The sequence below is a fragment of the Streptomyces graminofaciens genome, from assembly GCF_030294945.1.
GTDB lineage: Bacteria > Actinomycetota > Actinomycetes > Streptomycetales > Streptomycetaceae > Streptomyces > Streptomyces graminofaciens.
In genome coordinates, this window is the sequence record NZ_AP018448.1 from 4,221,458 (window position 1) to 4,244,336 (window position 22,879).

Genomic DNA, 22,879 nt, shown 5'->3' on the forward strand with positions numbered 1-22,879 from the left:
TACGCCTCTGGGGCAGACATGGGGATTGACGGGCAGAGGCCTCGACGCGGGCCGTGCCGGCAGGCTGTGAACTTAGGCCGATGCCTCACTCCGGGCAACCGAACTCCGTGTCAACAAAGGGTGATACGGCGTCGACGGCCCCGGCGGCCGGCCGGAATTGCTCCGCATTCCAGCCGCTGAGCTGCGGCGATTGCGAGGGCCCGAAGAAGGAATGACACACACGTCAGCCTCACGCAAGGCTGTCAGCGTCCGTGTCAGCCGGTCGGCCATTGCCGCGAAGGGCCGCCGATTTCTCGTGGACCGGGGAAAGAAGTCCGGCTCCACGCGTACCGCGGGCGGTGCCCCTGCTTCCCGTGCGGGGAATTCCACCGCGCCGTACGAGAGTTCCGCGAAGTCCTCGTGAATCGGGACGGGCGCGCGAATGGGGGCGAGCAGAAGAATGCGGCCGACCGCGGGTCGTGCGGGCGACCGCGTGAATAGGGGCAACCGTGTGGAGGGCGACGAGCACGCGCGAGAAAGCGGCCGGGCACACGCCCGGCCGCTCGGTACACCCGGCCGAGAGCCGGTCTCCGCACCCCTGCCGGGCGCCCGCCGTTCGACACGCGCGCCACGTTTACGAGGCCTGCGACCGAATGCCTGTGAACAGCGGCAGGGCTGTCCCTACCGCGGCAGGAACACCTTCTCCTGGGAAACGTCACCGGTGTCGGATGAGTCCACACCCCTTGAGGAAGCGGGAGACGCGGCAGACGCCTGGTCGGGCTCCTCGGGTAAATCCGACTCGTCGGGCTCGGAACCGCGCTCGGGTCCGTTTCGGTCCAGGATGGCGCGTCGGGCCTCCCAGAGCTCCTCGCTCGGTTCGACGCCGAGTTCCGCGCTCAGCCGCAGCCGCAGGTCGCCGAAGAGGCGCAGTGCCGCCGCACGGCGGCCGGTGCCGGCGAGGACCAGCATGATCCGTGCCTGCAACGCCTCGTGCAGCGGCTCCTCGGACGAGGCGACGGTGAGCTGTTCCACCGCGCAGGCGGGCCGGCCGAGGCTCAGGGCCAGGTCGGCGAAGTCGACGGCCACGTCGATGTGCCGCTGCGCGACCTGCACCACAGCGGGGTGCTGCCGCAGATGGGGCAGGTCCTGCAGGAGCCGCCCCTGCCAGCCGTTCAGCGCCTGGGCGTACAGGTCGAGCGCGGCCACCGGATCGGTGCCGGCCATGCGGGCCGCCCGGGCCGCCCGCTCCTCGAACCGACACAGGTCGAGCCCCATGCCACGGCTGTTCAGCACATAGCCGCCGTGCACGGTGCTGATATGGTCCCCGCCCGCCCCCTTGCGGTCGTCGCGCGGTGTGATGAGCCGGCGCAGCCGCGCAACGTACGTGTACACCAGGTGCCGGCGGCAGGACTGTGCCCCGTCGCCCCATAACGCGTCGGCGATCTCCTCGTGGCCGACGACCTGGTCGGGCTGGACCGCGAGCAGGCCGAGCAACATGCGCTGCTTCAGGGGCATGTCAACCGGAAGCCCCGCGCAGCGCACCGTCATCGGCCCCAACACCCGTATCTCGCACGGCATTCGGGAACTTCCCGGCCCGCGGCCGACATCGGTCACGTCGTAACCGAACACCTCTGACATGCGCTCCAGCGTGGCCGGGCGCGGTGTGACCTGGCCGCGCTCGATGTGCCGCACCGTCCTGACGCTGATCCCGGCCCGCCGAGCCACCTCGTCCTGGGTCAGTTGCGCCCGGATCCGAGCACTGCGCAGAACATCTCCCCAGCGGTCATCAGCCATCCCCCCGCCTTTCACGAGCAGTTGTGGACTGTCGCAACCGCATCTGTGATGACGACACGGAAGCGACGCACGTCGGTCAACCCCCTGGCGGAGGCCATACGGCGACGGCTGCTCAAGTATGGAGATTTGGCGGCGTGTGCGAAGAGTTGGAAATCAGCCGTGACTAGCTCGTAGAGGCGGAAAAGCAACTACGGGAATTAGAAGTCACCCTGGTGAGCCGCACTGGTGAGCCGCATCGCTACCGTGACAACGATGACCGTGGGGGCGCGCAGGCGCCGGTCAGGGCACCGGATTTCGCCCCTGGGACACGTCGGACAATCCTCACCCACCCGTGGGGTCCGCCCTCCGGGCGGACCGCGGGACCGGCGCCGGCGACGGGATCGGCATCACGGGCCCCCGCCCGGAATTCACCCACGAACGGCGCGCGTCCGTTCACACCAGTACCCGATCCGCCCCCCACCCGACGACGACCGAGCGCAGGGTGCGCTCGTAGCAGTCGACGGTCTTCACTCCGGGCGGTTCCTGCCCCGCGATCTCCAGTGACACCAGACCGTGCGCCGTCGCCCAGCACGCCAGCGCGATGGCCTCGGCGTCGAACTCCGCCGTGAACTGTCCCACCGACTGCCCCCGGCGCACCGCGTCGACAAGTGGCTGGTAGGTCTCGAGCACCTCTCCCTGGCGCTCGTCGGTGGGCTCGAAGCTGCTGGTGCGGGCGGAGAAGAGGATCGCGTACAGATGCGGGTTGGCGACGGCGTACTCGCGATAGGCGAGACCCAGCCGGATGACGTCTCCGGCCGGGTCGGGCGTCTGCTGCACCGTCGCGAGGCGCGCGACGAAGAGGCGGGCGGCCTCCTGCAGGAGGCTGTCGAGCAGTCCCGACTTGTTGCCGAACAGCGAGTACACCGCCGTGGTCGAGGTTTTCACGTCCGCCGCGAGCTGCCGCAGGCTCAACGCCGTCGGGCCACGGTCGAAGACCGTGGCGGCCGCACGGTGGAGCAGGCGCTGACGGAGTGCTTCGTCATGTGTCTTTGGCCTGGCCATCATCCCTCAACGTTACCGCAACAGCGTTTTCATTGAGCCCCCCAAGCCGTGTCAGGTTGCCGTCAGGATGCCGGGCCAGCCGCCGAGCTCCATGTCAGCGAATTTTTTCGACGCATCTTCGCAGGTCAGAGACGGTAACTTGATGATCGTTCAGTTAGACAGCGTCTAATAGGGCTGGAGGAGGCGATAAAAACGGTGTTACGTTTGCGGCGGCGCCAGATCCGGGCCGCGGTATGCGGCACGCTCGCGATCGATCTAGGGAGACCCATGTTTGAGGGGTTGGGGCGTTTCATTCACCAGAGGCGGAAGCCTCTACTGGTTCTGACGTTGCTGTTCGCCGTACTCGCCGGTGCCTACGGCGTCGGCGTCTTCGGCGACATGAAGCCCGGCGGATTCGAGGATCCGGGCTCGGAGAGCCGGAAGGCGGCGCGGCTGGCCGAGCAGGCCTTCCCACAACGAGCACCCGACGCGGTGATCGTCTACCGCGACGACGACCGGACGGTCGACGACGCGTCGTTCCGGGACGCGGTCGTCAAGCGCATGGAGTCGTTGCCGAAGTCCGAGGTCACCGGCTACGCGCACTTCTGGATGACCAAGATGCCGGAGCAGGTGAGCCGGGACCGGCACGCCACCTACGTCGCCATGAACCTCCGGGGCAGTGACGACAACGGCAAGGAGGAGTCGTACAAGGCGATCAAGGACAAGCTCGCGGTGCCGGGTCTGACGACCCTGCGCGGCGGGCCCGTCCCCACCGGCCACCAGGCCGGCGACGAGATCGGCAAGGACCTCGGCATGGCCGAGGGGCTGTCCTTCCCCGTGCTGTTCATCCTGCTGGTGGTCGTCTTCGGCGGCCTGGCCGCGGCCAGTCTGCCGCTGGTGGTCGGCGGTCTGTCGATCCTCGGTTCCATGGCCGTACTGCGGGTGATCGCACAGATCACCGATGTCTCGGTGTTCGCCATGAGCCTGGTCACGGTCCTCGGCCTCGCGGTCGCCATCGACTACGGCCTGCTGATCGTGAGCCGCTACCGCGAGGAGCTGGAGCGCGGCCACGCCGGCGAGGAGGCCCTCGCACGCACGGTGGCCACCGCCGGGCGCACCGTGGTCATCTCCGGCATCACGGTCGCGGTGGCGCTGGCCGGCATGACCTTCTTCCCGTTCGGGTTCCTGAAGTCCATGGCGTACGGCGGTGTGGCCGCGGTCGTGCTGTCGGTGTTCTTCTCGCTGATCGCGCTGCCCGCCGCGCTCGCGGTGATGGGCCAGAAGGTCAACGCCCTGTCGCTGCGCCGCAAGAAGGCCGCCGCGCCGACCGGCCAGGGTGCCTGGTACCGGCTGGCGCACGGTCTGATGCGCCGCCCGGCCGTGGTGGGCCTCGGCACACTGGCAGTCCTCCTGGCTCTCGCGCTGCCGTTCCTGCGGATCGAGTTCGGCGCCAACGACGCACGGCAGCTGCCGAACAGCGCCGAAGGGCGCAAGGTGCACAACACCCTGGAGCGCGACTTCGACAGCGACGCCGCCAAGTCCATCGACGCGCTGCTGACGCTCAAGGGTGCCGCCACCTCCAAGGAGCAGGGCGCCGCTCTGCAGGCCTACGCCGAGAAGCTGGGCAGCACCAAGGGCGCGAAGGGCGCGCAGATCACCGGGGCCACGGGCAGGACGGCCCGCGTGTCGGTCACGTTCGAGGGCACCGCGGTCTCCACGGAGGCCCGCGACCTGGTGAACCGGCTCAAGGACGTGCCCGCGCCGCCCGGTGCCAAGGTGTACCTCGGCGGTGAGACGGCGGTGTTCGACGACACGCTGGACGCGCTCGGCGGGGTGCTTCCGTGGATGCTGCTCTACATCGCGGTGGCGACGTACATCCTGCTGTTCCTCTCGTTCGGTTCGGTGCTGCTGCCGCTGAAGGCGATCGCGATGAACCTGCTGTCGCTGTCGGCGACCTTCGGTGTGCTGGTCTGGCTCTTCCAGGACGGCCATCTGCAGGACGTGCTGCGCTTCGACCCGACGGGCAGCATCGAGCCCAACATGCCGATCATGCTGTTCGCGCTGATCTTCGGCCTCTCCATGGACTACGAGGTGTTCCTCGTGTCCCGGATCCGCGAGCAGTACGACCTGCTGGGCGACCCCACGGCCGCCGTGGCCACCGGGCTGCAGAGCATCGGGCGGCTGATCGCGAGCGCCGCGCTGCTGATGATCGTGCCGCTCGCGGCGATGGCGACCAGCGGTGTGCTGACCATGAAGCTGTTCGGCGTCGGCATGGTGATCGCGATCCTGCTGGACGTGGCCGTGGTCCGCATCCTGCTGGTGCCGGCCGTCATGAAGCTGATGGGCAGGGCCGGTTGGTGGGCCCCGGGTCCGCTGGCCCGGTTCTACACCAAGTACGGCATCAAGGAGACCGACGGAGTGCCCGCGGCATCGGAATCGCCGGAGCGCGTCCCCGTCGCAGGCTGACCTTCCCTCCGAGGGGCCGAAGTGCCGATCCCCCGCGGCACTTCGGCCCCGCTCCATGCCGGCGGAACTGGAGCCCGGAACTCCGCTCGGACGCTCAACAACCCACTCCCGCAAGGGAATTCACCACTTGTCCCGCCCGCCGGTGCTTGACGTGCCGTGTCGGGCTTCCGCTACAGTCGTAACGTCTGTTAGACATCGTCTAACAGCCGTCCAAGCCAAGGACCTGGAGGACCGGATGGCCGCGGAAAAGGCCGCACTCGGCGCGATTCTCCGCCCGATCAAGGGAAGGCTGCGGTGGGCGATCGCGGCGCAGGCCGTTTCGGCGGCCGCGGGCGTCGTGCCCTTCATCGCCATCGCCGAACTGGGCCGGATACTGCTCGACGACGGCCCCGACCGTGACGGTGACGCCTGGACCGTCACCGCGATCGGCGCCGGCGCCCTGCTGATCCGGCTGGTCTTCCTGCTGGCATCGGGCGCCGTCTCCCACTTCGCGGACAACGAACTCCAGCTGCACATCCGGCGCGGTCTCGTCGACCGCCTCGGCCGGGTGCCGCTGGGGTGGTTCTCGTCCCGCAACTCCGGCCAGGTGAAGAAGGCCGTGCAGGACGACGTGGAGGCGATGCACCATCTGATCGCCCACTCGATGCTCGACATGACCGCGGCGACCGTCGTCCCGGCGACCTCGCTGGCGTACCTGTTCTGGGTGGACTGGCGGATGACGCTGGTGACGATCACACCGCTGATCGTCGGGCTGTCGCTGTACAGCGCCACCATGGCCGGGATGTCCAAGCACCTGCCCGAGTACGACCGGGCGATGGGCCGGATCAACGGCAGCGCCGTCGAGTTCGTGCAGGGCATCGCGGTCGTCAAGACCTTCGGCCAGACCCGCCGGGCGCACCGCGAGTTCGCCTCGGCGGCCGACGACTTCTCCTCGTTCTTCCGGTCCTGGGTCAAGTCGACCCAGAGCTCCAAGGCAGCCGCCGAGATCGTGCTGTCGCCGGTCGCGGGGCTCGTGGCCACGCTGGTCGGCGGCGCGCTGTTCGTCACCCAGGGCTGGCTCGACGCCGTGGACCTGCTCCCCTTCGCGCTCATCGGCGTCGGCCTGACCGCGCCGATCCTCTCGCTGTTCTACTCGAGCTACGACCTGCGCATCGCCAAGGGCGCCGCCGAACGCGTCACCGAGATCCTCGACACCGAGGAGCTCCCGGTGCCGGACGACCCGAGCGTCCCGGTCGACAACCACGTCAGCTACCGGGGCGTGCGCTTCAGCTACGACGGCAAGCAGGACGCCGTCGCCGGCGTCGACCTGGAGCTCGCCCTGGGCACGGTCACCGCGCTGGTCGGACCGTCAGGCTCGGGCAAGAGCACCCTGGCCACGCTGCTGCCCCGGTTCGGGGACGTGACCGGCGGCGCGATCCGCATCGGGGGCGTCGACATCAGGGAGATGCCGCTCGAGGACCTGTACCGCCGGGTCGCGTTCGTCTTCCAGGACGTACGGCTGACCCAGGACACCGTCGCCGAGAACATCCGTATGGCGCGGCCCGACGCGAGTCTCGACGAGGTGCGCGCCGCGGCCCGGGCGGCCTGTGTCGACGACGTGATCGAGGCGCTGCCGCAGGGCTACGACTCGGTGATCGGGCAGGACGCACGGCTGTCCGGCGGTCAGGCGCAGCGCGTCTCGATCGCCCGCGCCCTGCTCGCGGACACCCCGGTGATCGTCCTCGACGAGGCCGCCGCCTACGCCGACCCGCACTCCGAGGCCGCCGTGCAGGACGCCCTGTCCGAGCTGACCCGGGGCAAGATCGTGCTGATGATCGCCCACCGCCTGTCCAGCGTCGTCGGCGCCGACCAGATCGCGGTGCTGGAGGACGGCAAGATCGTCGAGCGGGGCAGGCACGAGGAACTGGTCGCCGCGGACGGCAGGTACGCCCGCATGTGGCACGCCCACGAGCGCACGGCCCGGTGGCAGCCGCACGGCCCGGCGCCGGACAGCACGGCCCTGACGGACATCGCGGCCGCGTCGGCCACGAGCACCGCGAGCGTCGTGGGCACCGCGACAGGAGGCAACAGCTGATGATCCGTCAACTCATCGACGTGGTGGGCCCCGAGCACGCCCGGCCTCTGCGCAGGATGGTCACCGGTCTGGTGGTGGGCGCGGTGCTGCAGGGCATCGCCTTCGCCCTGCTCGTCCCGATCCTCCAGGCACTGCTCGGCTCCGACCCGGACGAGGTCTGGCCCTGGCTCTGGGCGATGCTCGGGGTGTCGGTGCTGTACTGCCTGGCCTACTACGACAGCATGCGCACCGGCTTCGACGCGGGCGCGGCGCTCTCCAGGAGCCTGCACCACCGCATCGGCGACCGGGTGTCCTCGCTGCCGCTCGGCTGGTTCGCGCCGGAGCGGGTGGGTCAGCTGGGGCAGCTCGCCACCAAGAGCGTCATGGACATCATGGGTGTGCCGGCACATCTGCTGCGCCCCCTGGTGACCAGCTATGTCACGCCGGTGACGGTGGTCGCGCTGATGTATCTCTTCGACTGGCGCCTCGCGCTCGCCGCCACGCTCACCGTGCCGGTGATCGTCGCGGTCTACCGGTGGAGCACCCGACTGACCCGCGCCGCCGACGAGGTCCGCACCGCCGCACACGCCGAGACGGGCGGCCGGGTGGTCGAGTTCGCCCAGCTCCAGCCGGTGCTGCGGGTGTTCGGCCGCAGTGGCGCGCACTCGGACACCCGGCTCGACGACGCGTTGCGCACGCAGACCGAGGCGTCCCGCCGCTCCCTGGTCACCGGGGTGCCGGGGCTGATCAGCTTCGCGCTGGTGATCCAGGCGGCGTTCACCGTCATCCTGGTCACCGGCACCTATCTGGCGCTGGACGGCAGCCTGGACGTCGCCAAGCTGCTGGCGATCCTGGTGCTCGCGGTGCGCTTCACCGAGCCGATCGCCGAGACCGCGGTGCTCGGCTCGACCCTGCGCACGGCCCGTTCGGCGCTCGACCGGGTCGCCGATCTGCTGGCGCAGCCCGTGCTGCCCCCCGCCGACGACCCGCGCGTGCCCGACGGCAACGACGTCGAGTTCCGTGAGGTCGACTTCGGCTACGACGGCAAGCCGGTGCTCCACGACGTGTCCCTGACCCTGGCCGAGGGCACGATGACCGCGCTGGTCGGACCGTCCGGCTCCGGCAAGACCACGATCGGCAAGCTGATCCCGCGGTTCTGGGACGTGGACTCGGGCGTGGTGCGCGTGGGCGGTGTGGACGTGCGGGACATCGAGCCGGAGGAGCTGATGTCCCGGATCTCGGTGGTGTTCCAGGACGTGTACCTCTTCGAGGGCACCATCGTGGACAACATCCGCGTCGGGCGCCCCACGGCGAGCGACGCCGAGGTCCGCGAGGCCGCGCGGCTCGCCCGGGTCGAGGAGATCGTGCACCGGCTGCCCGACGGCTGGGACACGAAGGTCGGCGAGGGCGGCGCACTGCTCTCCGGTGGTGAGCGCCAGCGGGTGTCGATCGCCCGCGCCATCCTCAAGGACGCGCCGATCGTGCTGCTCGACGAGGCCACCGCCTCGCTCGACCCGGAGAACGAGCAGGCGGTCCAGGACGCGCTGAGCGCCCTGACCGCCGGGCGCACTCTGCTCGTCATCGCCCACCGGCTGCAGACCGTGGCGGCAGCCGACCAGATCCTGTTCCTCGACGAGGGGAGGATCGTCGAGAACGGCACACACGCGCGTCTCGTCGCCGCCGGCGGCCGGTACGCGTCGTTCTGGGCCGAGCGCAGCAGGGCGGAGGGATGGCGTCTCGCCCGACAGAACACCCGATGAAAAGTCGCCTCGGGTAAGCAACCATTTCACCGTTCAACGAAAAGTTTCCAGCCGCCCCGGGGCGGCAACTCGCTCGGGCATAAAGAATTGCCGGTCGAAGTTGCCGCCCCGGACGTGAAGCCGGGTTCCGAATGGCCGCGTCACCAGGCATTTCAATAGATCGAAGCCCTGCGAAACAAATTCCAGATTCCCTTCCGTCGAGTTGTCCTATAATCATTCTTGACCGGGACTGGAGCGAACTTGCCGATCGACGGAGCGACTCCCCTGGGCAGTCGAGCATACGCCCAAGGATCGGTTCCTCTTCCTGCGGCAGGATTTTCACCGAACGGTCATGGGCAACCTCCCGATGAAATTCGGACATTGATCACTACGTGTTGACATTATTCGAGCGGGGGTTTGAAGCGGATGTCAACGGATAATTCCTTTCACTGGCCAATAACCGCGCGTGAAAACGAACTGCGCGCCAGCAGAACAGCCGTCGTGAGCGGCGGTGGCGCTTTACTGGTGGGCCCCACGGGCGTAGGCAAGAGCCGCCTGTTGTCCACCGCACTCCAACAGGCGGCCGACGAGGGCAGAATGGTCCTCTCGGTCGGCGGAGCGAGCTGGATCAGCGGAACCAGGGCTCGGGGATTCGGCTCGCTCGCCGAATGCCTCGGATCCCTCGATCCGTCCACTCTGGTGGGCAGCGCGTCCGACCGTCCCCTCGTGGGCATCGACGACGCCCACCTGGTCGACGCCGTCGCCGGCGACCGACTGCACCGGCTGGTCGCCGCCGGACGCCTCAGCGTCCTGGCCACCGCCCGGCAGGACGCGTCCGCACCGCCCGGAATAGACAAACTCTGGGTGGAGCGGCTCGTCGAACACATAGAGGTGGCGCCCTTCGACAGCACCGCACTGGGCAGCGTCCTGCACGCCCGGCTGGGCGGCCACATCGACACCTCGACGCTGGAGCGGCTGTGGGCCGCGACCCACGGCAACGCCCTGATGCTGCGCGAACTCGTCGAGCACGCCCTGGAGGACGAGTCCCTGACCTGCGTCAACGGGACCTGGGTGTGGGGCGGTCTGACCGAGCGCCCGGGCAAGCGGCTCTCCGACGTCATCCGGGTCGGACTGCGCGATCTCAGCCACGACGAGCACGAACTGGTCCACATGCTCGCCGTCGCCGAGCCGCTGGAGGCCGAGATCGTCACCTCCTTCGGCCTCGCCAAGGCGGCCGAGTCGCTCGACCTGCGCGGCATCATCAGCGTCGAGCGCACCCGCGCCCGGGTCCGGCTGCGTCTCGCCATACCCCTCAGCCGGGTCGTGGTGGCGTCGCGGATGTCCGACCTCACCGCCCAGCGGCTGCGCCGTCAGGTCGCCGACGCGCTGGAACGCACGGGTGCCCGCCGCGAGGACGACATCCTGCGCATCGTCTCGCTGCGCATGGAGGCCGGACTCGTCCCCGGGCGCGAACAGCTGCTCACCGCGGCCCGCACCGCGATCCGGCGCAAGGACAACACGCTTGCCGAGCGCCTGTGCCTGCTCGCGCTGCGGGACTCCCCCTCGGAGGCGGAGACGTCCTTGTTCGACCCGGTGCCGCAGTCGGCCCGGTACGGCGCGGGGCTGCGCCGGGTCCTGGCACGCGTCGGGAGCGACCCGGCGAACGCGACCGACTGTGTACGGGCGGCTCTGCTGCTCGGCCAGGTGCTCGTCGGCAAGGGCGACCACGAGGACGCCGAGACGGTCCTCGCCACGGCCCTGGACTCCGGTGTCGAGGTACCGCTCGACGAGTACGTCGTCGCCACGCACGCCCGGGTGATCAACATGGCGTGGAGCCTCAGGCGCGTCGCCGACGCCGGCCGCGTGCTGGCCACCGCCATCGCGGCCATCGGCCCCGAGCACGCCGGGATGCTGCACGCCACCCGGGCCATGATCGCCGTACTCTCGGACCAGTTGCAGAGCGCGGTCGACATAGGGGACTCGGTGCTGTGCGACGAGTCCGCCGACCTGCCCGTCACCCAGACGCTGCTGCCGACGGTGACGTTCGCGCGGACCGAACTCGGCGATCCGGCGGGCGCCTTGGCGCTCCTGGACCGCTACCGCGAGGTCTCCCTGGACTGGGACACCGACGCCATGCTCCTCGCCAACGCCGTCTCCGCGCGCTGCTCGTACCTCCTCGGCAACCTCAGGGGGGCCGCCGAGGAGCTCGACGCAATCCACCGCGACGCCGCCGACCGGCAGCCGGTGCTGATGCAGAGCGTCCTCGACCGGGCCCGGCTGCTGCGGCTGCTGGGGCAGCCCGAGCACGCGGTGATCCTGCTGCGGCAGTCGCTCGCGGTGGAGACGACGCACGAGTTCCCCGCGACCAAGGCCTGGCCGCTGGCCCAACTGGCGGGCGCGCTCGCCGAGTCGGGCCGCCACGCGGAGGCGCTGCGCACCCTGGTCGAGGTCCGCTCGGTGCGCAGCGAGATCCTCTCCTCCCCCATCGCGGAGGACGAGATCGAGTACGAGAGCGCTCTCGTACTCGCGCACACGGGCGACCACTCCGGGGCCGTCGCGCAGGCCCGGGAGGTCGTCGAGCGGGCCGGTGCCGCGGGCCGCCTGGTCCGGGCCGTGTTCGCGCTGCACCTCGCGGCGCGGATCACGGACGGCGCCGCGCTCCGTTTCCGCGACCAGGCCCTGCTGCTGGCGGCACGCAACACCGGTGGCATCGTCCGGGTGATCGCCGACCACGTCCGGGCGCTCGCCGACGGCGACGGCAACGCGCTGACCAAGGTGTCCGAGCAGTTCAGCGACATGGGCGCGCTGCCGCTCGCCGCGGAGGCCGCTGCCCTGGCGGTCCGTGCCCACCGGGCATCGGGGCAGCGCCGCAAGGGCCGGGAGGCGTGGGCCGCCTGCCGGGAGCTGCTGCGCGGCTGTGACTCCGGGCTGCCGCCGTGGACGGACCGGGAGAGTACACAGGAGCGGGACGTCGCGCCGCTCACCCCGCGCGAGCGGGAGGTCGCCGCGCTCGCCTCGACCGGCCTGTCCAACCGGGACATCGCCGATCGTCTGGTGGTCTCCGTCCGCACGGTCGAGAACCATCTGCACCGCATCTACCACAAGCTGGGCATCACCGCCCGCAGTGACCTCGGACGGGGTCTGGAAGCGGTGATCGCGCGCACGGAGAGCACCCCTCTCACGGCGCCGCTGCAGCTGATGCGGCCCGCCGGGGCGGAGCGGGTCGCCTGACGCCCGTCACGACGGTGCCCCCGCGAGGGATTCCTCGCGGGGGCACCGTCGTTCGGCTTGGGGGTTCACAGCCCTGGAGCGGGCAGCACTCCCTGGCGCACGAAGTAGTCCACGTAGGCGCCGAACACCTTGTCGTCGATGACCGGGCAGGTCACGTCGGTGCCCTTCAGCCGCTCCCGGGTGAGCTCGTCCGAGAACTCCGCCAGTTCCGTCTTCTCCGTGTCCACCAGGACGCGCATCAGCGGGACCATGGAGTTGTTGACGTCCGCCGAGACGGCCTTCATCCACCGCAGGGTGCTGAGCTCCGTCAGCTCGTACCCGGCGGCGCGCAGCAGCCTCAGCAGGTCCGCGGCGTCCAGCGAGCCGGGGCTGACCTGGTGGTAGACCCCGCCCAGCGCCTGCGGGTCCCGGGACAGGGCGACGATGGCCCGGCTGACGTAGTCGATCGGGACCATGTTCATCCGCAGCCGGAACTTCCGCGGGTAGCAGCCGGCCTGGATGGAGCCCTTCATGAACCGCCACACGAAATCGTTCGGCTGGCAGGCCCCGGTGCTCGAGTCGCCCCACACCTGACCGGGGCGGTGGATCGTCACCGGTACGCCCCGGCGCCGGGCCTCCAGCACCAGCTGCTCGGCGACCCACTTGCTCTTGGTGTAGCCGAGCGCCAGGTCCTCGGGGGGCCCGCTGCGGTCGAGTTCGCCACGCGGGGTGCCGTCCTCGGCCGGCAGGAACACCCCGGTGGTGGAGACGTGGTGGAGGGTGGCCCGGGCCTCGCCCGCGAACCGCAGGATCTCGTGGGTCGCGTCGACGATGGCCTTGCGCAGCCACTTGTAGACGGTGAGGAAGTTGACCTTGGCCGCGGAGTGGTAGATCGCGTCGACCCGGCCCGCCAGTTCGGCGTAGGCCTCCTCGGTCATGCCGAGGCGGGGCTTGGCGACGTCCCCGTTGTGCACCCTCACCCGGTCCAGGTCGAGGCCGTCCAGCAGCTCGTACCCGCGCAGGTTCTCCTTGAGCCGGTCCAGGCCCGCGCCGGGGTCCGCGCCGCGCACCAGGCAGTGCACGACGAGGCCGTGTGCCAGCAGGTCCCGCAGCAGGAATGCCCCGAGGAAGCCCGTCGCGCCGGTGAGCAGCACCTCGGACACCTCATGCGGTTCCGGTGCCTCGAAACCGGTGATGTCCTCGGCCAGCACGATGTCGGCTGCGAACTCCTCGGCGACTCCTTTGAGCGTCGTCGAAGTCATGACGTATGTACGTTCCTTCCCGGTGGCGTTCCGACTCCCGGCACCGTCGCCGGGAATACCGCCGCGGTCGGTGTTACGCCGCGACGGCCTTTGCTATGGCCTCGCCGAGCAGCGAGAGCGCTTCCTTGACGTCCTGGTCGGTGGCGACGATCGGCGGGAGCAGCCGGATCGTGGTGGGCCGGCTGATGCAGGGCGAGACGACGAGGCCGGCCTGGGCGAGCCCGGTCAGCACGTCGCCCGCCATCTCCGGCGAGCGGAAGTCCATGCCCCACAACAGGCCTCGGCCGCGCACCTCGACCAGCGCGTCCGGGTACTGACGGCGCAGGTCGGAAAGGCCCTCCTTCATCGCCGCGGCGACCCGGGCCCCGTTCTCGGCCTGCCCCTCGATGGCGTCGAGCGCCGCCGGGATCACCGCGGTGCCCAGCGGGTGACCGCTGAAGGTGGCGGTGTGCAGCAGCGGGTCCGAGAGCAGCGGCGCGTAGAGCCGGTCGTTGCAGACGGCCGCCGAGACCGGCACGATGCCGCCGCCCAGCGGTTTGCCGAGCAGTACGCCGTCCACCGGGAGCCCGGCGTCCAGGGCGACCGACCGGGGTCCGCAGCGGCGCAGGCCGACCTGGATCTCGTCGGCGATGACCAGCGCGCCGTGCGCGTGGGCGTCCTCGCACCACCGCGCGAGCACGGTCTCGTCGAGCAGCCGTACGCCGTTCTCGGCCTGCACCGGCTCGAAGATCACGGCCGCCACGTCGTGCTCCCGTACGACCTTCGCGACCGCCTCCGGATCGTCCGGCGAGACGTGCACGACCCCCTGGAGGAGCGGCTCGATGCCCTTCTTGAAGCGGGGGTTGTCGGTGAGCGCGAGGGCGCCGAGGGTCTTGCCGTGGAAGGCGCCCTCGACCGCGATCACCGTCATACGGCCCGTGGCCATGCGGGCGAGCTTGACGGACACCTCGACGGCGTCCGCCCCGCCGCAGCCGAAGAACACCCGGTCGAGGCCGCCGCCCAGGTAACCGGTCAGGGTCTCCGCGGCCAGCGGCGGCACCGGGCTCTGCACGGTCCGCGTGGACGCGGGCATCAGGTCCAGCTGGGCACGGACCGCGGACACGACCGCGGGGTTGCGGTGCCCGAGCAGGGCGACCGCGTAACTGCCGAAGTCCAGCACGGACCGGCCGTCCGACAGGGTCACGCGGCTGCCCTCGGCGGCCGCCTCGACGGCACCCTGGCCGGTGAATTTCCCGGCCACGGAGAGCGCGGGGGAGAAATGGCGCTTCACACGCCGGAACGTTTCCTTGGCGGTCTCCTTGGCACTTACATCGACACTGCCCTCGGCGCTGGCCTCGGCACTGACTGCCGAACGTCGCTCAAACATGTTCTTCCGCCCCCTCACTGGGTCTGGTCGACGATTCCCTGCTGGTAACTCTCGAGGGCCTTCGCCACCGCGGGGTGGATCATTTCCTCCACCATGGGAAGGCCGATGTCGAATTCCACGTTGAGTTCGAGCGCCGTACCCGCCTCGTCCTCGTGGATCTGCCAGTAGCCCTGGTAGTGGGCGAGGTCGCCGTCGGTCTGGCGGAACTCCCAGCGACGCCGCTCCGGGTCGAGGACGTCCTCCTGGTCCCACTCCATCTCGGAACCCTTGAGCTCGACGATCCAGCTGCTGGTGCGGCGGCCGCTGTCCTCGCCGGTGACCGTCACCTCGTTGACGCCCTCCATGAAATCGGGGAACGCCTCGATGTCGCGCAGCACCTTCCACACCTGATCCGGTGTTCCGGCACCCCTGCGCGTGGTGTGCAGTACGGCCATGGAAATCCCCTTCTCGAAAATTTCTGGAAACGCGAATTACCGCCCCGCGGCGCACCGCAGTTTAGGGTCGAAAACCACTCGACGGAGCGGCTGAATGCCTTCACCTGACATGAAATTGACACCCTGACAGGCGAACGCGCCCGCACTTGACAAAGGCGGGCGCCACGAACGCCGTACGGCGTCCCGTCACGCGGAATCCCGGCTCTGGCTCAGGGTGCGTTCCTCCATGAGGGCCATCAGCCGCCTCACCTCCGACCGCAGCTCGTCCTGCTGCGAGGTCAGCTCCTCCACGCGCCGGCGCAGCCGCAGCAGCTCGTGGCCGGGTACGCCACCTGGTGCGACACCCGCCGCGACGCCTGGTGCGACGCCGGGGCGGCCGTCCGGCTCCCGGTCGCCGGGGCGGCCGACGGGCGGCTCCGTGAGCGTGTGCTCGGCGGCGAGGAGCCCGGTGCGGCCGTGCGCCGCGTCACTGAGCAGCCGTACGTTGCCGGGGCGGCCGACGGGCGCGCCCGTGCCGCCATGCTCCGCGCTCCGGCGGTGCCCGGCCATGTCCTTCACGGCCCGTGCCTCGCCCTGCCGCCCACAGCGCTGCAGCGAGAGCACGAGCTGGTCGCGGAACCGCTTGCGGAGCGGGTGGGCCGCCACCAGTTGCTCCAGCTGGTCCACGACCTGGCGGTGCTGGCCGAGACTCAGCGTGGCGTCGCACAGGTCCTCCAGGGCGAGCAGCCGCTCCTCCTCCAGCCGGGCCGCGGCGGCCACACACAGCGGGCCGTGCGAGCCCCCCTCCAGCGCGGGGCCGCGCCACAGGCCCAGGGCCCTGCGCAGCAGCACGGACGCGGTACGCGGGTCGGCCTCCAGCTGCCGCCCCGCGCGCGCGACCTGAAGCCGGAACTGCACGCTGTCCAGCTCCTCCGGCCGGGCCTGCAGCAGATAGCCCTGGCCGCGTGCCACCAGGCGCGGGCAGCTCGCACGCGCGGGCTCCACCTCGATCAGCTGCTGGCGCAGCCGCGAGACGTGTGCCTGCAGCGCGTTCCCCGCCTTGTCCGGTGCGTTGTTGCCCCACAGCTCGAAGATCAGCTCGTCGGTCGGCACCGGCGCCCCCGCGCGCACCAGCAGCGCGCCGAGCAGCACCCGCTGCTTGGGACTCGACAGCTGGACACTCCGCTGCCTGACGTCGTCGTAGATCCCAGGGGGTCCCAGTACCCGGAACTGCATGAGAAACCTCCACCCGCTCGTCGCGGCCCGCACCGCGCGGCGTAACGAGGTCATCACGGGCCGGTGCCCCGCGACATGAGTACTCAGGTACTCCAAACCTCCGCCGGAAACCGTGTCCTCGGTCACACCGTCCGGCCGCCGTGGCGGCCCGGGGGCCGGTGGGGGGCCGGAAGGTGAGTGCCGGTTACTCACGTGCACGCACGACCGCCCGTGGTCGGCTGGAGCTCAGGCAGCGTGACGACGAAGGGAGTGGAGGGCATGGCCCACTGGGATGCCGAGACCGCGGTCGTGGGGCTCGGAGCATGGGGAGCCGCGGCGTTGTGGCGGCTGGCGGCGCGGGGCGTCGACGTCCTGGGACTCGAACGCTTCACGCCGGGGCAGGCGCCCGGCTCGTCGCACGGCGGCTCTCAGCTGTTCCGGCTGGCATGCCCGGAGCATCCGGGGCTGATCCCGCTGGCCCACCGGTCGAGGGAGCTGTGGGCCGAACTGGAGGACGCCGGGCAGACGAAGCTCTTCGTGCCCTCGGGCGGACTGCTGATCGGCCCGGAACACGGGCGCGTCGCCGGCGGCACCCTCCGCACGGCCCGGGAGTACGGAGTCAGGGTCCGCACCTTCACGGCCACCGCACTGCGCATCCAGTACCCACGCCACGTCGGCCTGCCGCGCCACCACATCGGCGTATGGGATCCGCACGCGGGGCTCCTGCGCGCGGAGCACGCCGTACGGACCACGGTGACGCTCGCCCGGAACGCGGGCGCACGCGTGCACACCGACACCCGCGTCACCTCCGTCGAGCTGGTGCCCGGCGGTGTTCATCTGCACACCCCGCACGGTCTGGTGAAGGTGCGCCAGGTCGTTCTGGCCGTCGGAGCCCGGCTCCCGGCGCTGCTGCCCGGGCTGCCGCTGGACACGGTGCGCACACCCGTCACCTGGTTCCGGCCGCTCGAGTCCGACGGCGACTTCGAGCTGGAGGGCTTCCCCGCCTTCGTGCGCGAACTGGACGACGGCCGGGTGCTGTGGGGCAGCGGCCTGGAGGGCGGCCACGACGTCAGGCTCGGCCTTGAGGACCCGGGGGCGGCCGCCAAGCCGGTCGAGCCCGAGGACGACGACCGCTCGGTGACGCCCGACGACTGGCAGGACCTGGCGCGCCTGCTGCCCGCCAAGGTGCCCGGCCTGCGGCCCCTGCCCGCCCGGATCGCGATGGGTCTGCGGACCCGCACCCCGGACGGGCAGTTCGTGGTCGGACGCCCCGGGGACGACGCGCGCGTGGTCGTCGCGGCCGGCGGCAACGCGCACGGCTTCGCCCACGCGCCCGCCATCGGCGAGGCCCTGGCGGACCTCGTACAGGGCGAGCCGACGAAGGTGCCGCTCGGCTTCCTGTCCCCGGACCGGTTCGACTGAGGCTTGCCTCACCTGAGGCGGAGGGCCCGTTCCTCGGGCGGCCGTTCAGCCCTGGGCCCTGGCAGCGACCCGGCCCCCCTCCGGCTCCAGGGCCTTGCGGCGGATCCGCTCGCCGACCCGGGCGACCAGCGTGCGCGGGCGCCGGGGCATCAGGTGCGCCATGAGGGCGTTGCCGAGTCCCGGCGTCACGTACGCCCGGTCCCGTTCGAGGGCCTTCAGCGCGGCCCGGACGACCGGCTCGGGCATATGGAACCGGCCGGTGACGGCGGCGTTCCGGGTATTGATCACCTCGAAGAACCGGGTCTCGACCGGCCCCGGATGCGCCGGCCGCGCCTGGCCGCAACGCTACACAGGGGCATGGGCCCACGCCCGCGCCCTGACACCGACTGACGTCAGCGTGCCCGTCCGCAGGCAACCGCCCCGACGTCAACCGCACAGCCACCGCCACCGCCCCGAGCCCACGTGTTCCGCGACATGACCGCCATAGGCCCTGGCGACCCGCCGCGACCGGCTCAGCCCGCCGCGGCGAGGACCAGCGGAAGAACCCCTTCGCCGCCTGCCCGGCGGAGCAGACGGGCCGCGACCGCGAGGGTCCAGCCGGAGTCGGTGCAGTCGTCCACGAGCAGGACCGGGCCGGGAGAGCCCGCCAGGGCACCGGCGAGTTCCTCGGAGACCGTGAAGGCGCCGAACAGCGACTTCAGGCGCTGCGCGGAGTTGCTGCGTCGTGCCGCGTGCGCACCGCCCGGCCCGGTGTAGGTCAGGGTGCCCAGGAAGGGGAGGCGGCCGACGGTCGCGATCCCTTCGGCGAGGGATCCGACCAGCTGCGGGCGGGCCAGGGACGGCACGGCGACGACTCCCACCGGCCGGGCGGAGGCATCCGGGACATCCGGGGCCCAGCCGCCCGGAGAGCGCGCCCAGTCGGCGAGGACCGCCACCGCGGCCCGCAGGACGTCGTCGGGGACCGGCCCGTCGGGCGCGTTCTCGGCCAGCAGCGGGCGCAGCCGGTTGCCCCAGCCGATGTCCGAGAGCCTGCCCAGGGCACGCCCGGTGGCGCACTGCTCGTTGACCGGGATACGGCCCTTGAGGTCGATGCCGAGCGCGGGCATCCCCGTCGGCCACATCCGGCGGGGCTCGATCTCCACCCCCGGGCGGTCCAGCTCCTTCGCCGCGCCCGTCAGCGTGCCGGCCGACACAGAGGAGTCGGCCCAGGCTCCCGCGCAGTTGTCGCACCGGCCGCAGGGGGCCGCCCCCTCGTCGTCCAGCTGCAGGCGCAGGAACTCCATCCGGCACCGGGACGTGCTCACGTAGTCGCGCATGGCCTGCTGCTCGGCCGCGCGCTGGCGGGCGACCCAGGCGTACCGCTCGGAGTCGTAGACCCACTGTTCGCCGGTGGAGATCCAGCCGCCCTTCACCCGCCGCACCGCGCCGTCGACGTCCAGGACCTTCAGCATGGTCTCCAGACGGGTGCGCCGGAGGTCGACCTGGGCCTCCAGCGCCGGCACGGAGAGCGGCCGTCCCGCGGCGGCCAGGGCCGAGAGGGTCTGCCGGACCTGCTCCTCGGGCGGGAAGGCGGTGTCGGCGAAGTAGCGCCAGATGGCCTCGTCCTCCTTGCCCGGCAGCAGCAGCACATCGGCGTGCTCGACTCCACGGCCCGCGCGTCCCACCTGCTGGTAGTAGGCGATCGGCGACGAAGGCGAGCCGAGATGGACCACGAAGCCCAGATCCGGCTTGTCGAAGCCCATGCCCAGCGCCGAGGTCGCGACCAGCGCCTTGACCCGGTTGTCCAGCAGATCGGCCTCGGCCTGCAACCGGTCGGCGTTCTCCGTGCGCCCCGTGTAGGAGGCCACCCGGAAGCCTGCCTGCCGCAGGAAGGCCGTGGCCTCCTCGGCGGCGGCCACCGTGAGGGTGTAGACGATGCCGGAGCCCGGCAGCTCGTCCAGGTGCTCGGCGAGCCAGCCCAGGCGGTGTGCGGCGTCCGGCAACCGGACCACTCCCAGGCGCAGGCTCTCCCGCTCCAGCGTGCCGCGCAGCACCAGGGCCTCACCGGCGCCGGTGCCCAGCTGCTCGGCCACATCCGCGGTGACCCGCGCGTTGGCCGTCGCGGTGGTGGCCAGCACGGGCACACCGGGGGCGAGCTCGGCGAGCATCGCCCGCAGCCGCCGGTAGTCGGGGCGGAAGTCGTGGCCCCAGTCGGAGATGCAGTGCGCCTCGTCGACCACCAGCAGACCGGTCGTGGACGCCAGCTTGGGCAGCATCTGCTCGCGAAAATCGACAGAGTTGAGGCGTTCCGGGCTGACGAGGAGAACGTCGGTCTCGCCGCGCTCGACCTCCTCGTGGATGGAGTCCCACTCCTCCGGGTTGGCCGAGTTGATGGTGCGTGCGCGGATGCCCGCCCGCGCCGCCGACTCGACCTGGTTGCGCATGAGCGCCAGCAGCGGCGAGACGATCACCGTGGGGCCGGAGCCACGTCGGCGCAGCAGGGCCGTGGCGACGAAGTACACCGCCGACTTGCCCCAGCCGGTGCGCTGCACCACCAGCGCCCGCCGACGGTCCTCGACCAGGGCCGCCACCGCCTGCCACTGGTCCTCGCGCAGCCGCGCCGAGCCCCCCGGGTCACCGACGAGCTCGGCGAGGATGGCATCGGCTTCGGCGCGCAGCTCCAGAACGTCCATACCCCCATGCAACCCGATCGCGAGGGCAGCGGGCCACCTCACCCAGCGTGACGACGCGCTCCGGCGTGCGAGTGCACAGTGAGTGGCGCCACTGGTACTCGCCGTACGCCCCCGTCGACATCCGGCGCGAACCGGACCCCGAATCACGCTGCCGTCCGCCTGTGTTGGGCCGCATCGGGTGGTTTCGTGAAACCAGTGTGCAGGGATATAAGCGGTGGATCGCCACAAAACCGCCAGTGGCCCCAATTGCTCGTTGCCGCAACCAAGTTCGGCAGGAAGAATTGGAGTCCGCTCCCCGCACGGCCAACTGTGAATCGGTAGGGCTTCTGCTGCGGCGTGCGCTCCCCCAAGTCCGACCCCCGCCCGCTGTGTGGGCGCGTAGCCGAAGGGAGGATCGTGACCTTCGGATTCGCTCCGTCCTCGGCGGCCTCCATGTCGACCTCTGCCGACTTGTCCGCCGCTTCCGCCAACCGTCTGCTCGAGCCCGCGGAATGGGCCGCCGCCGGGATTCCGCTGCTGCGTAATCCCCGGGAGGTCGTCAGCGGGCTGCACGCACGGCACCGGCCCCGGCCGGCGACCGCGGTGGTCGCCGTGCTGGATCCGGACGAACGACTGCGGGCCAGCGCCTCGTTCACCAGACGCACGGCCGCCCCGGCCGACGGCTGGATGTTCCGCAACGCCCTGCTCGCGCAGTTGCGCCGGGTCATCCCGCACGACCTGCGTCGTCGCACGCCGGTGCGTACGGCCGTGCTGCTCTACTGCCGTGACGGCGACGCGCGTTGGACGGAGGAGGACGGGGCGTGGATGTGGGGGCTGCGGGACGCCTGCACGCTGCACGGGCTGCGCTGCGGGGCGTACATCACGCTGACACGTGACGGCTGGCAGGTCCTCGGCGAGGGCCGCGGCGGGCGTCGGCCCAACTCGGACTCACCGGCGGAGCCGTTCGCCCTGTCCGAGGCACCGCCACCGATGCCGCGCACGGGCGGAGTGGCGTCCGAAGTGCTGCGTCGCGCGGCAGCACGCTGAAGCGCCGGTCTCCCGAGCACGAGACCGGCGCGTACGCCGGTGAAATCGGCGAACCCGGGCTGCGGCTCACGCGCCCGGGCCCGGGAACGATGACGCACACACCCGTCACCAGCCGACCTTCGGACGGCGTGGCTGGGGGTGGCGGCTGAAGCCGACTGGCGCGCAGCCGCCGTCGAGCCAGGCGAGCGGAAACACCGACCAGGTCCCGAAACGACGGCCGACCCGGCGAAGGACGGGCCCCGGCGACGGAACTCGGCGAAGCTCAAGGCCGCCCACGCCCCCGGCGGCGCCGATCGCTGGAGCGCGGGCATGACAAGCACGCCCACGACTCCAGCCGTACGGAACTCACACGAGCAGGTCCGACGGCGCCATGAACCCGTACGGGATCAGGCGCCATGAACCCGTACGGGATCAGCGGGTAGAGCCATGGGCGGCAAGCTGCCCAGGGCACCCCGCAGGCGCCGCGCGGGCACGACGCCCGCCCGCGTCGAGGTGCGGCCCGAGCGGCACCCTCAGCACTTCTCCCGGACGGGAACGGCTGCCCCGACGCACCTCGCCGAACCCCGGGCCGGACCCTGTCAGGGCCGACCGGGGCGAGGTGCGCAGCCGCTCAGACTCCGGCGCCCAGCATCGAGTTGATCTTCTGCGCGTCGCCGCAGACGATCAGCAGGGCACCGGCACGGCCGAGGGCCAGGGGCAGTGTCCGCGCGGTGATGTCTTCGGCACCGCCGTTGACGGCGACCACGACCACCGGGCGGGACGCGGCCCGGCCGACGACGGAGGCATCGGCGTAGAAGACGTCGTCACCGGCGTCGTGCTGCGCCCAGTAGGCGGCGTCGCCGAAGGACAGCTCGTGGGCGGCCCACGGATGCGGCTCGCCGGTGGTGACGACCAGCACGTCGCCGGGGGCGCGGCCCGACTCCAGCAGCAGGTCGACGGCTTCCTCGGCGGCGTCCAGCGCGCCCTCGGCCGAAGCCGGGATCAGCTGGATCTGCGGGGTTGCGGCCGGAGCGGGCGGACCGGGCTTGGCCGCGGCGTGCGGCGTGCGCTGGACCGGCACCGGCCGGGCGGGACCCGGGCGGCCGGGACGCGGCGGGGCCGCGGGACGGGGACCGGGTACGGGACGGGGGGTCGGCGCGACACGGCCGCTGGCCGGAGTAACACGCGGGCCCTGGGCACTCTCGTGAATCTGAGGCTCCTCGGGAATGAGAGGCATGAGCTGATGTTTATCAAACGCCGGTG

At 71.2% G+C, this 22,879-nt stretch carries 15 protein-coding genes; 6 read left to right on the plus strand and 9 right to left on the minus strand.

Annotation, left to right across the window (positions count from 1 at the left end; translation table 11 throughout):
- Window positions 1-660 precede the first annotated feature (660 nt).
- Both SGFS_RS17980 and SGFS_RS17985 read right to left on the minus strand, forming a co-directional pair.
- Window positions 661-1,773, minus strand: coding sequence for a BTAD domain-containing putative transcriptional regulator (locus SGFS_RS17980; protein ID WP_286251531.1), 1,113 nt, complete (start codon window positions 1,771-1,773; stop codon window positions 661-663).
- Between the two features lie 432 nt (window positions 1,774-2,205).
- Window positions 2,206-2,817, minus strand: a complete 612-nt coding sequence (locus SGFS_RS17985) for a TetR/AcrR family transcriptional regulator (RefSeq protein ID WP_286251533.1) — start codon at window positions 2,815-2,817, stop codon at window positions 2,206-2,208.
- A 324-nt stretch (window positions 2,818-3,141) separates the two neighbouring features.
- On the opposite strand from SGFS_RS17985, the gene SGFS_RS17990 reads away from it, so the two are divergent.
- The 4 genes from SGFS_RS17990 (at window position 3,142) to SGFS_RS18005 (ending at window position 12,282) form a co-directional block, all read left to right on the plus strand.
- Window positions 3,142-5,259, plus strand: coding sequence for an MMPL family transporter (locus tag SGFS_RS17990; protein WP_286251535.1), 2,118 nt, complete (start codon window positions 3,142-3,144; stop codon window positions 5,257-5,259).
- Between the two features lie 235 nt (window positions 5,260-5,494).
- Window positions 5,495-7,333: an ABC transporter ATP-binding protein gene (locus SGFS_RS17995; protein WP_286251537.1), complete on the plus strand. Its 1,839-nt coding sequence runs from the start codon at window positions 5,495-5,497 to the stop codon at window positions 7,331-7,333.
- On the plus strand, window positions 7,333-9,072 hold the full coding sequence (locus SGFS_RS18000; protein WP_286251539.1) for an ABC transporter ATP-binding protein: 1,740 nt from the start codon (window positions 7,333-7,335) through the stop codon (window positions 9,070-9,072). The genes SGFS_RS17995 and SGFS_RS18000 overlap by 1 nt, the downstream gene beginning before the upstream one ends.
- A 537-nt stretch (window positions 9,073-9,609) precedes the next feature.
- Window positions 9,610-12,282 (plus strand): LuxR family transcriptional regulator, encoded by a 2,673-nt coding sequence (locus SGFS_RS18005; RefSeq protein ID WP_286251541.1) that lies wholly within the window; start codon window positions 9,610-9,612, stop codon window positions 12,280-12,282.
- 65 nt (window positions 12,283-12,347) lie between these two features.
- On the opposite strand, the gene SGFS_RS18010 is transcribed toward SGFS_RS18005, so the two are convergent.
- The 4 genes from SGFS_RS18010 to SGFS_RS18025 form a co-directional block, all read right to left on the minus strand.
- Window positions 12,348-13,523 carry a thioester reductase domain-containing protein gene (locus SGFS_RS18010; protein ID WP_286251542.1) on the minus strand — a complete coding sequence of 392 codons (1,176 nt, stop codon included), beginning with the start codon at window positions 13,521-13,523 and terminating at the stop codon, window positions 12,348-12,350.
- A gap of 73 nt (window positions 13,524-13,596) precedes the next feature.
- A complete protein-coding gene (locus SGFS_RS18015) occupies window positions 13,597-14,793 on the minus strand; it encodes an aspartate aminotransferase family protein (RefSeq protein WP_286251543.1) in 1,197 nt (398 codons plus the stop codon).
- Between the two features lie 110 nt (window positions 14,794-14,903).
- A complete protein-coding gene (locus SGFS_RS18020) occupies window positions 14,904-15,323 on the minus strand; it encodes a type II toxin-antitoxin system RatA family toxin (RefSeq protein WP_286251544.1) in 420 nt (139 codons plus the stop codon).
- Window positions 15,324-15,509: 186 nt separating this feature from the next.
- Complete coding sequence (locus tag SGFS_RS18025; RefSeq protein ID WP_286251545.1) at window positions 15,510-16,538, minus strand: AfsR/SARP family transcriptional regulator; 1,029 nt, start codon at window positions 16,536-16,538, stop codon at window positions 15,510-15,512.
- A 234-nt stretch (window positions 16,539-16,772) separates the two neighbouring features.
- Here SGFS_RS18025 and solA point away from each other — a divergent pair, with 234 nt between their 5' ends.
- Window positions 16,773-17,939 carry an N-methyl-L-tryptophan oxidase gene (solA, locus tag SGFS_RS18030; protein ID WP_286251546.1) on the plus strand — a complete coding sequence of 389 codons (1,167 nt, stop codon included), beginning with the start codon at window positions 16,773-16,775 and terminating at the stop codon, window positions 17,937-17,939.
- A 45-nt stretch (window positions 17,940-17,984) separates the two neighbouring features.
- Here the strand turns inward: solA and SGFS_RS18035 are convergent, their stop codons facing one another.
- Window positions 17,985-18,227 (minus strand): hypothetical protein, encoded by a 243-nt coding sequence (locus SGFS_RS18035; RefSeq protein ID WP_286251547.1) that lies wholly within the window; start codon window positions 18,225-18,227, stop codon window positions 17,985-17,987.
- Window positions 18,228-18,451: 224 nt separating this feature from the next.
- Window positions 18,452-20,611, minus strand: coding sequence for a RecQ family ATP-dependent DNA helicase (locus SGFS_RS18040; protein WP_286251548.1), 2,160 nt, complete (start codon window positions 20,609-20,611; stop codon window positions 18,452-18,454).
- 396 nt (window positions 20,612-21,007) lie between these two features.
- On the opposite strand from SGFS_RS18040, the gene SGFS_RS18045 reads away from it, so the two are divergent.
- The gene (locus SGFS_RS18045; RefSeq protein ID WP_286251549.1) at window positions 21,008-21,637 is read left to right on the plus strand and encodes a hypothetical protein; all 630 of its coding nucleotides are present in this window, start codon (window positions 21,008-21,010) and stop codon (window positions 21,635-21,637) included.
- A 610-nt stretch (window positions 21,638-22,247) separates the two neighbouring features.
- Here SGFS_RS18045 and SGFS_RS18050 read toward each other — a convergent pair.
- Complete coding sequence (locus SGFS_RS18050) at window positions 22,248-22,853, minus strand: hypothetical protein (protein ID WP_286251550.1); 606 nt, start codon at window positions 22,851-22,853, stop codon at window positions 22,248-22,250.
- Between the last annotated feature and the right edge of the window lie 26 nt (window positions 22,854-22,879).

Bases quoted from the DNA above. Each gene is read 5' to 3' on its own strand.
- SGFS_RS17985 (WP_286251533.1), bottom strand. From the start codon at position 2,817: ATGATGGCCAGGCCAAAGACACATGACGAAGCACTCCGTCAGCGCCTG.
- SGFS_RS18025 (WP_286251545.1), bottom strand. From the start codon at position 16,538: ATGCAGTTCCGGGTACTGGGACCCCCTGGGATCTACGACGACGTCAGG.
- SGFS_RS18050 (WP_286251550.1), bottom strand. From the start codon at position 22,853: ATGCCTCTCATTCCCGAGGAGCCTCAGATTCACGAGAGTGCCCAGGGC.
- SGFS_RS18020 (WP_286251544.1), bottom strand. From the start codon at position 15,323: ATGGCCGTACTGCACACCACGCGCAGGGGTGCCGGAACACCGGATCAG.
- SGFS_RS18000 (WP_286251539.1), top strand. From the start codon at position 7,333: ATGATCCGTCAACTCATCGACGTGGTGGGCCCCGAGCACGCCCGGCCT.
- SGFS_RS17980 (WP_286251531.1), bottom strand. From the start codon at position 1,773: ATGGCTGATGACCGCTGGGGAGATGTTCTGCGCAGTGCTCGGATCCGG.
- SGFS_RS17995 (WP_286251537.1), top strand. From the start codon at position 5,495: ATGGCCGCGGAAAAGGCCGCACTCGGCGCGATTCTCCGCCCGATCAAG.
- SGFS_RS18040 (WP_286251548.1), bottom strand. From the start codon at position 20,611: ATGGACGTTCTGGAGCTGCGCGCCGAAGCCGATGCCATCCTCGCCGAG.
- SGFS_RS18010 (WP_286251542.1), bottom strand. From the start codon at position 13,523: ATGACTTCGACGACGCTCAAAGGAGTCGCCGAGGAGTTCGCAGCCGAC.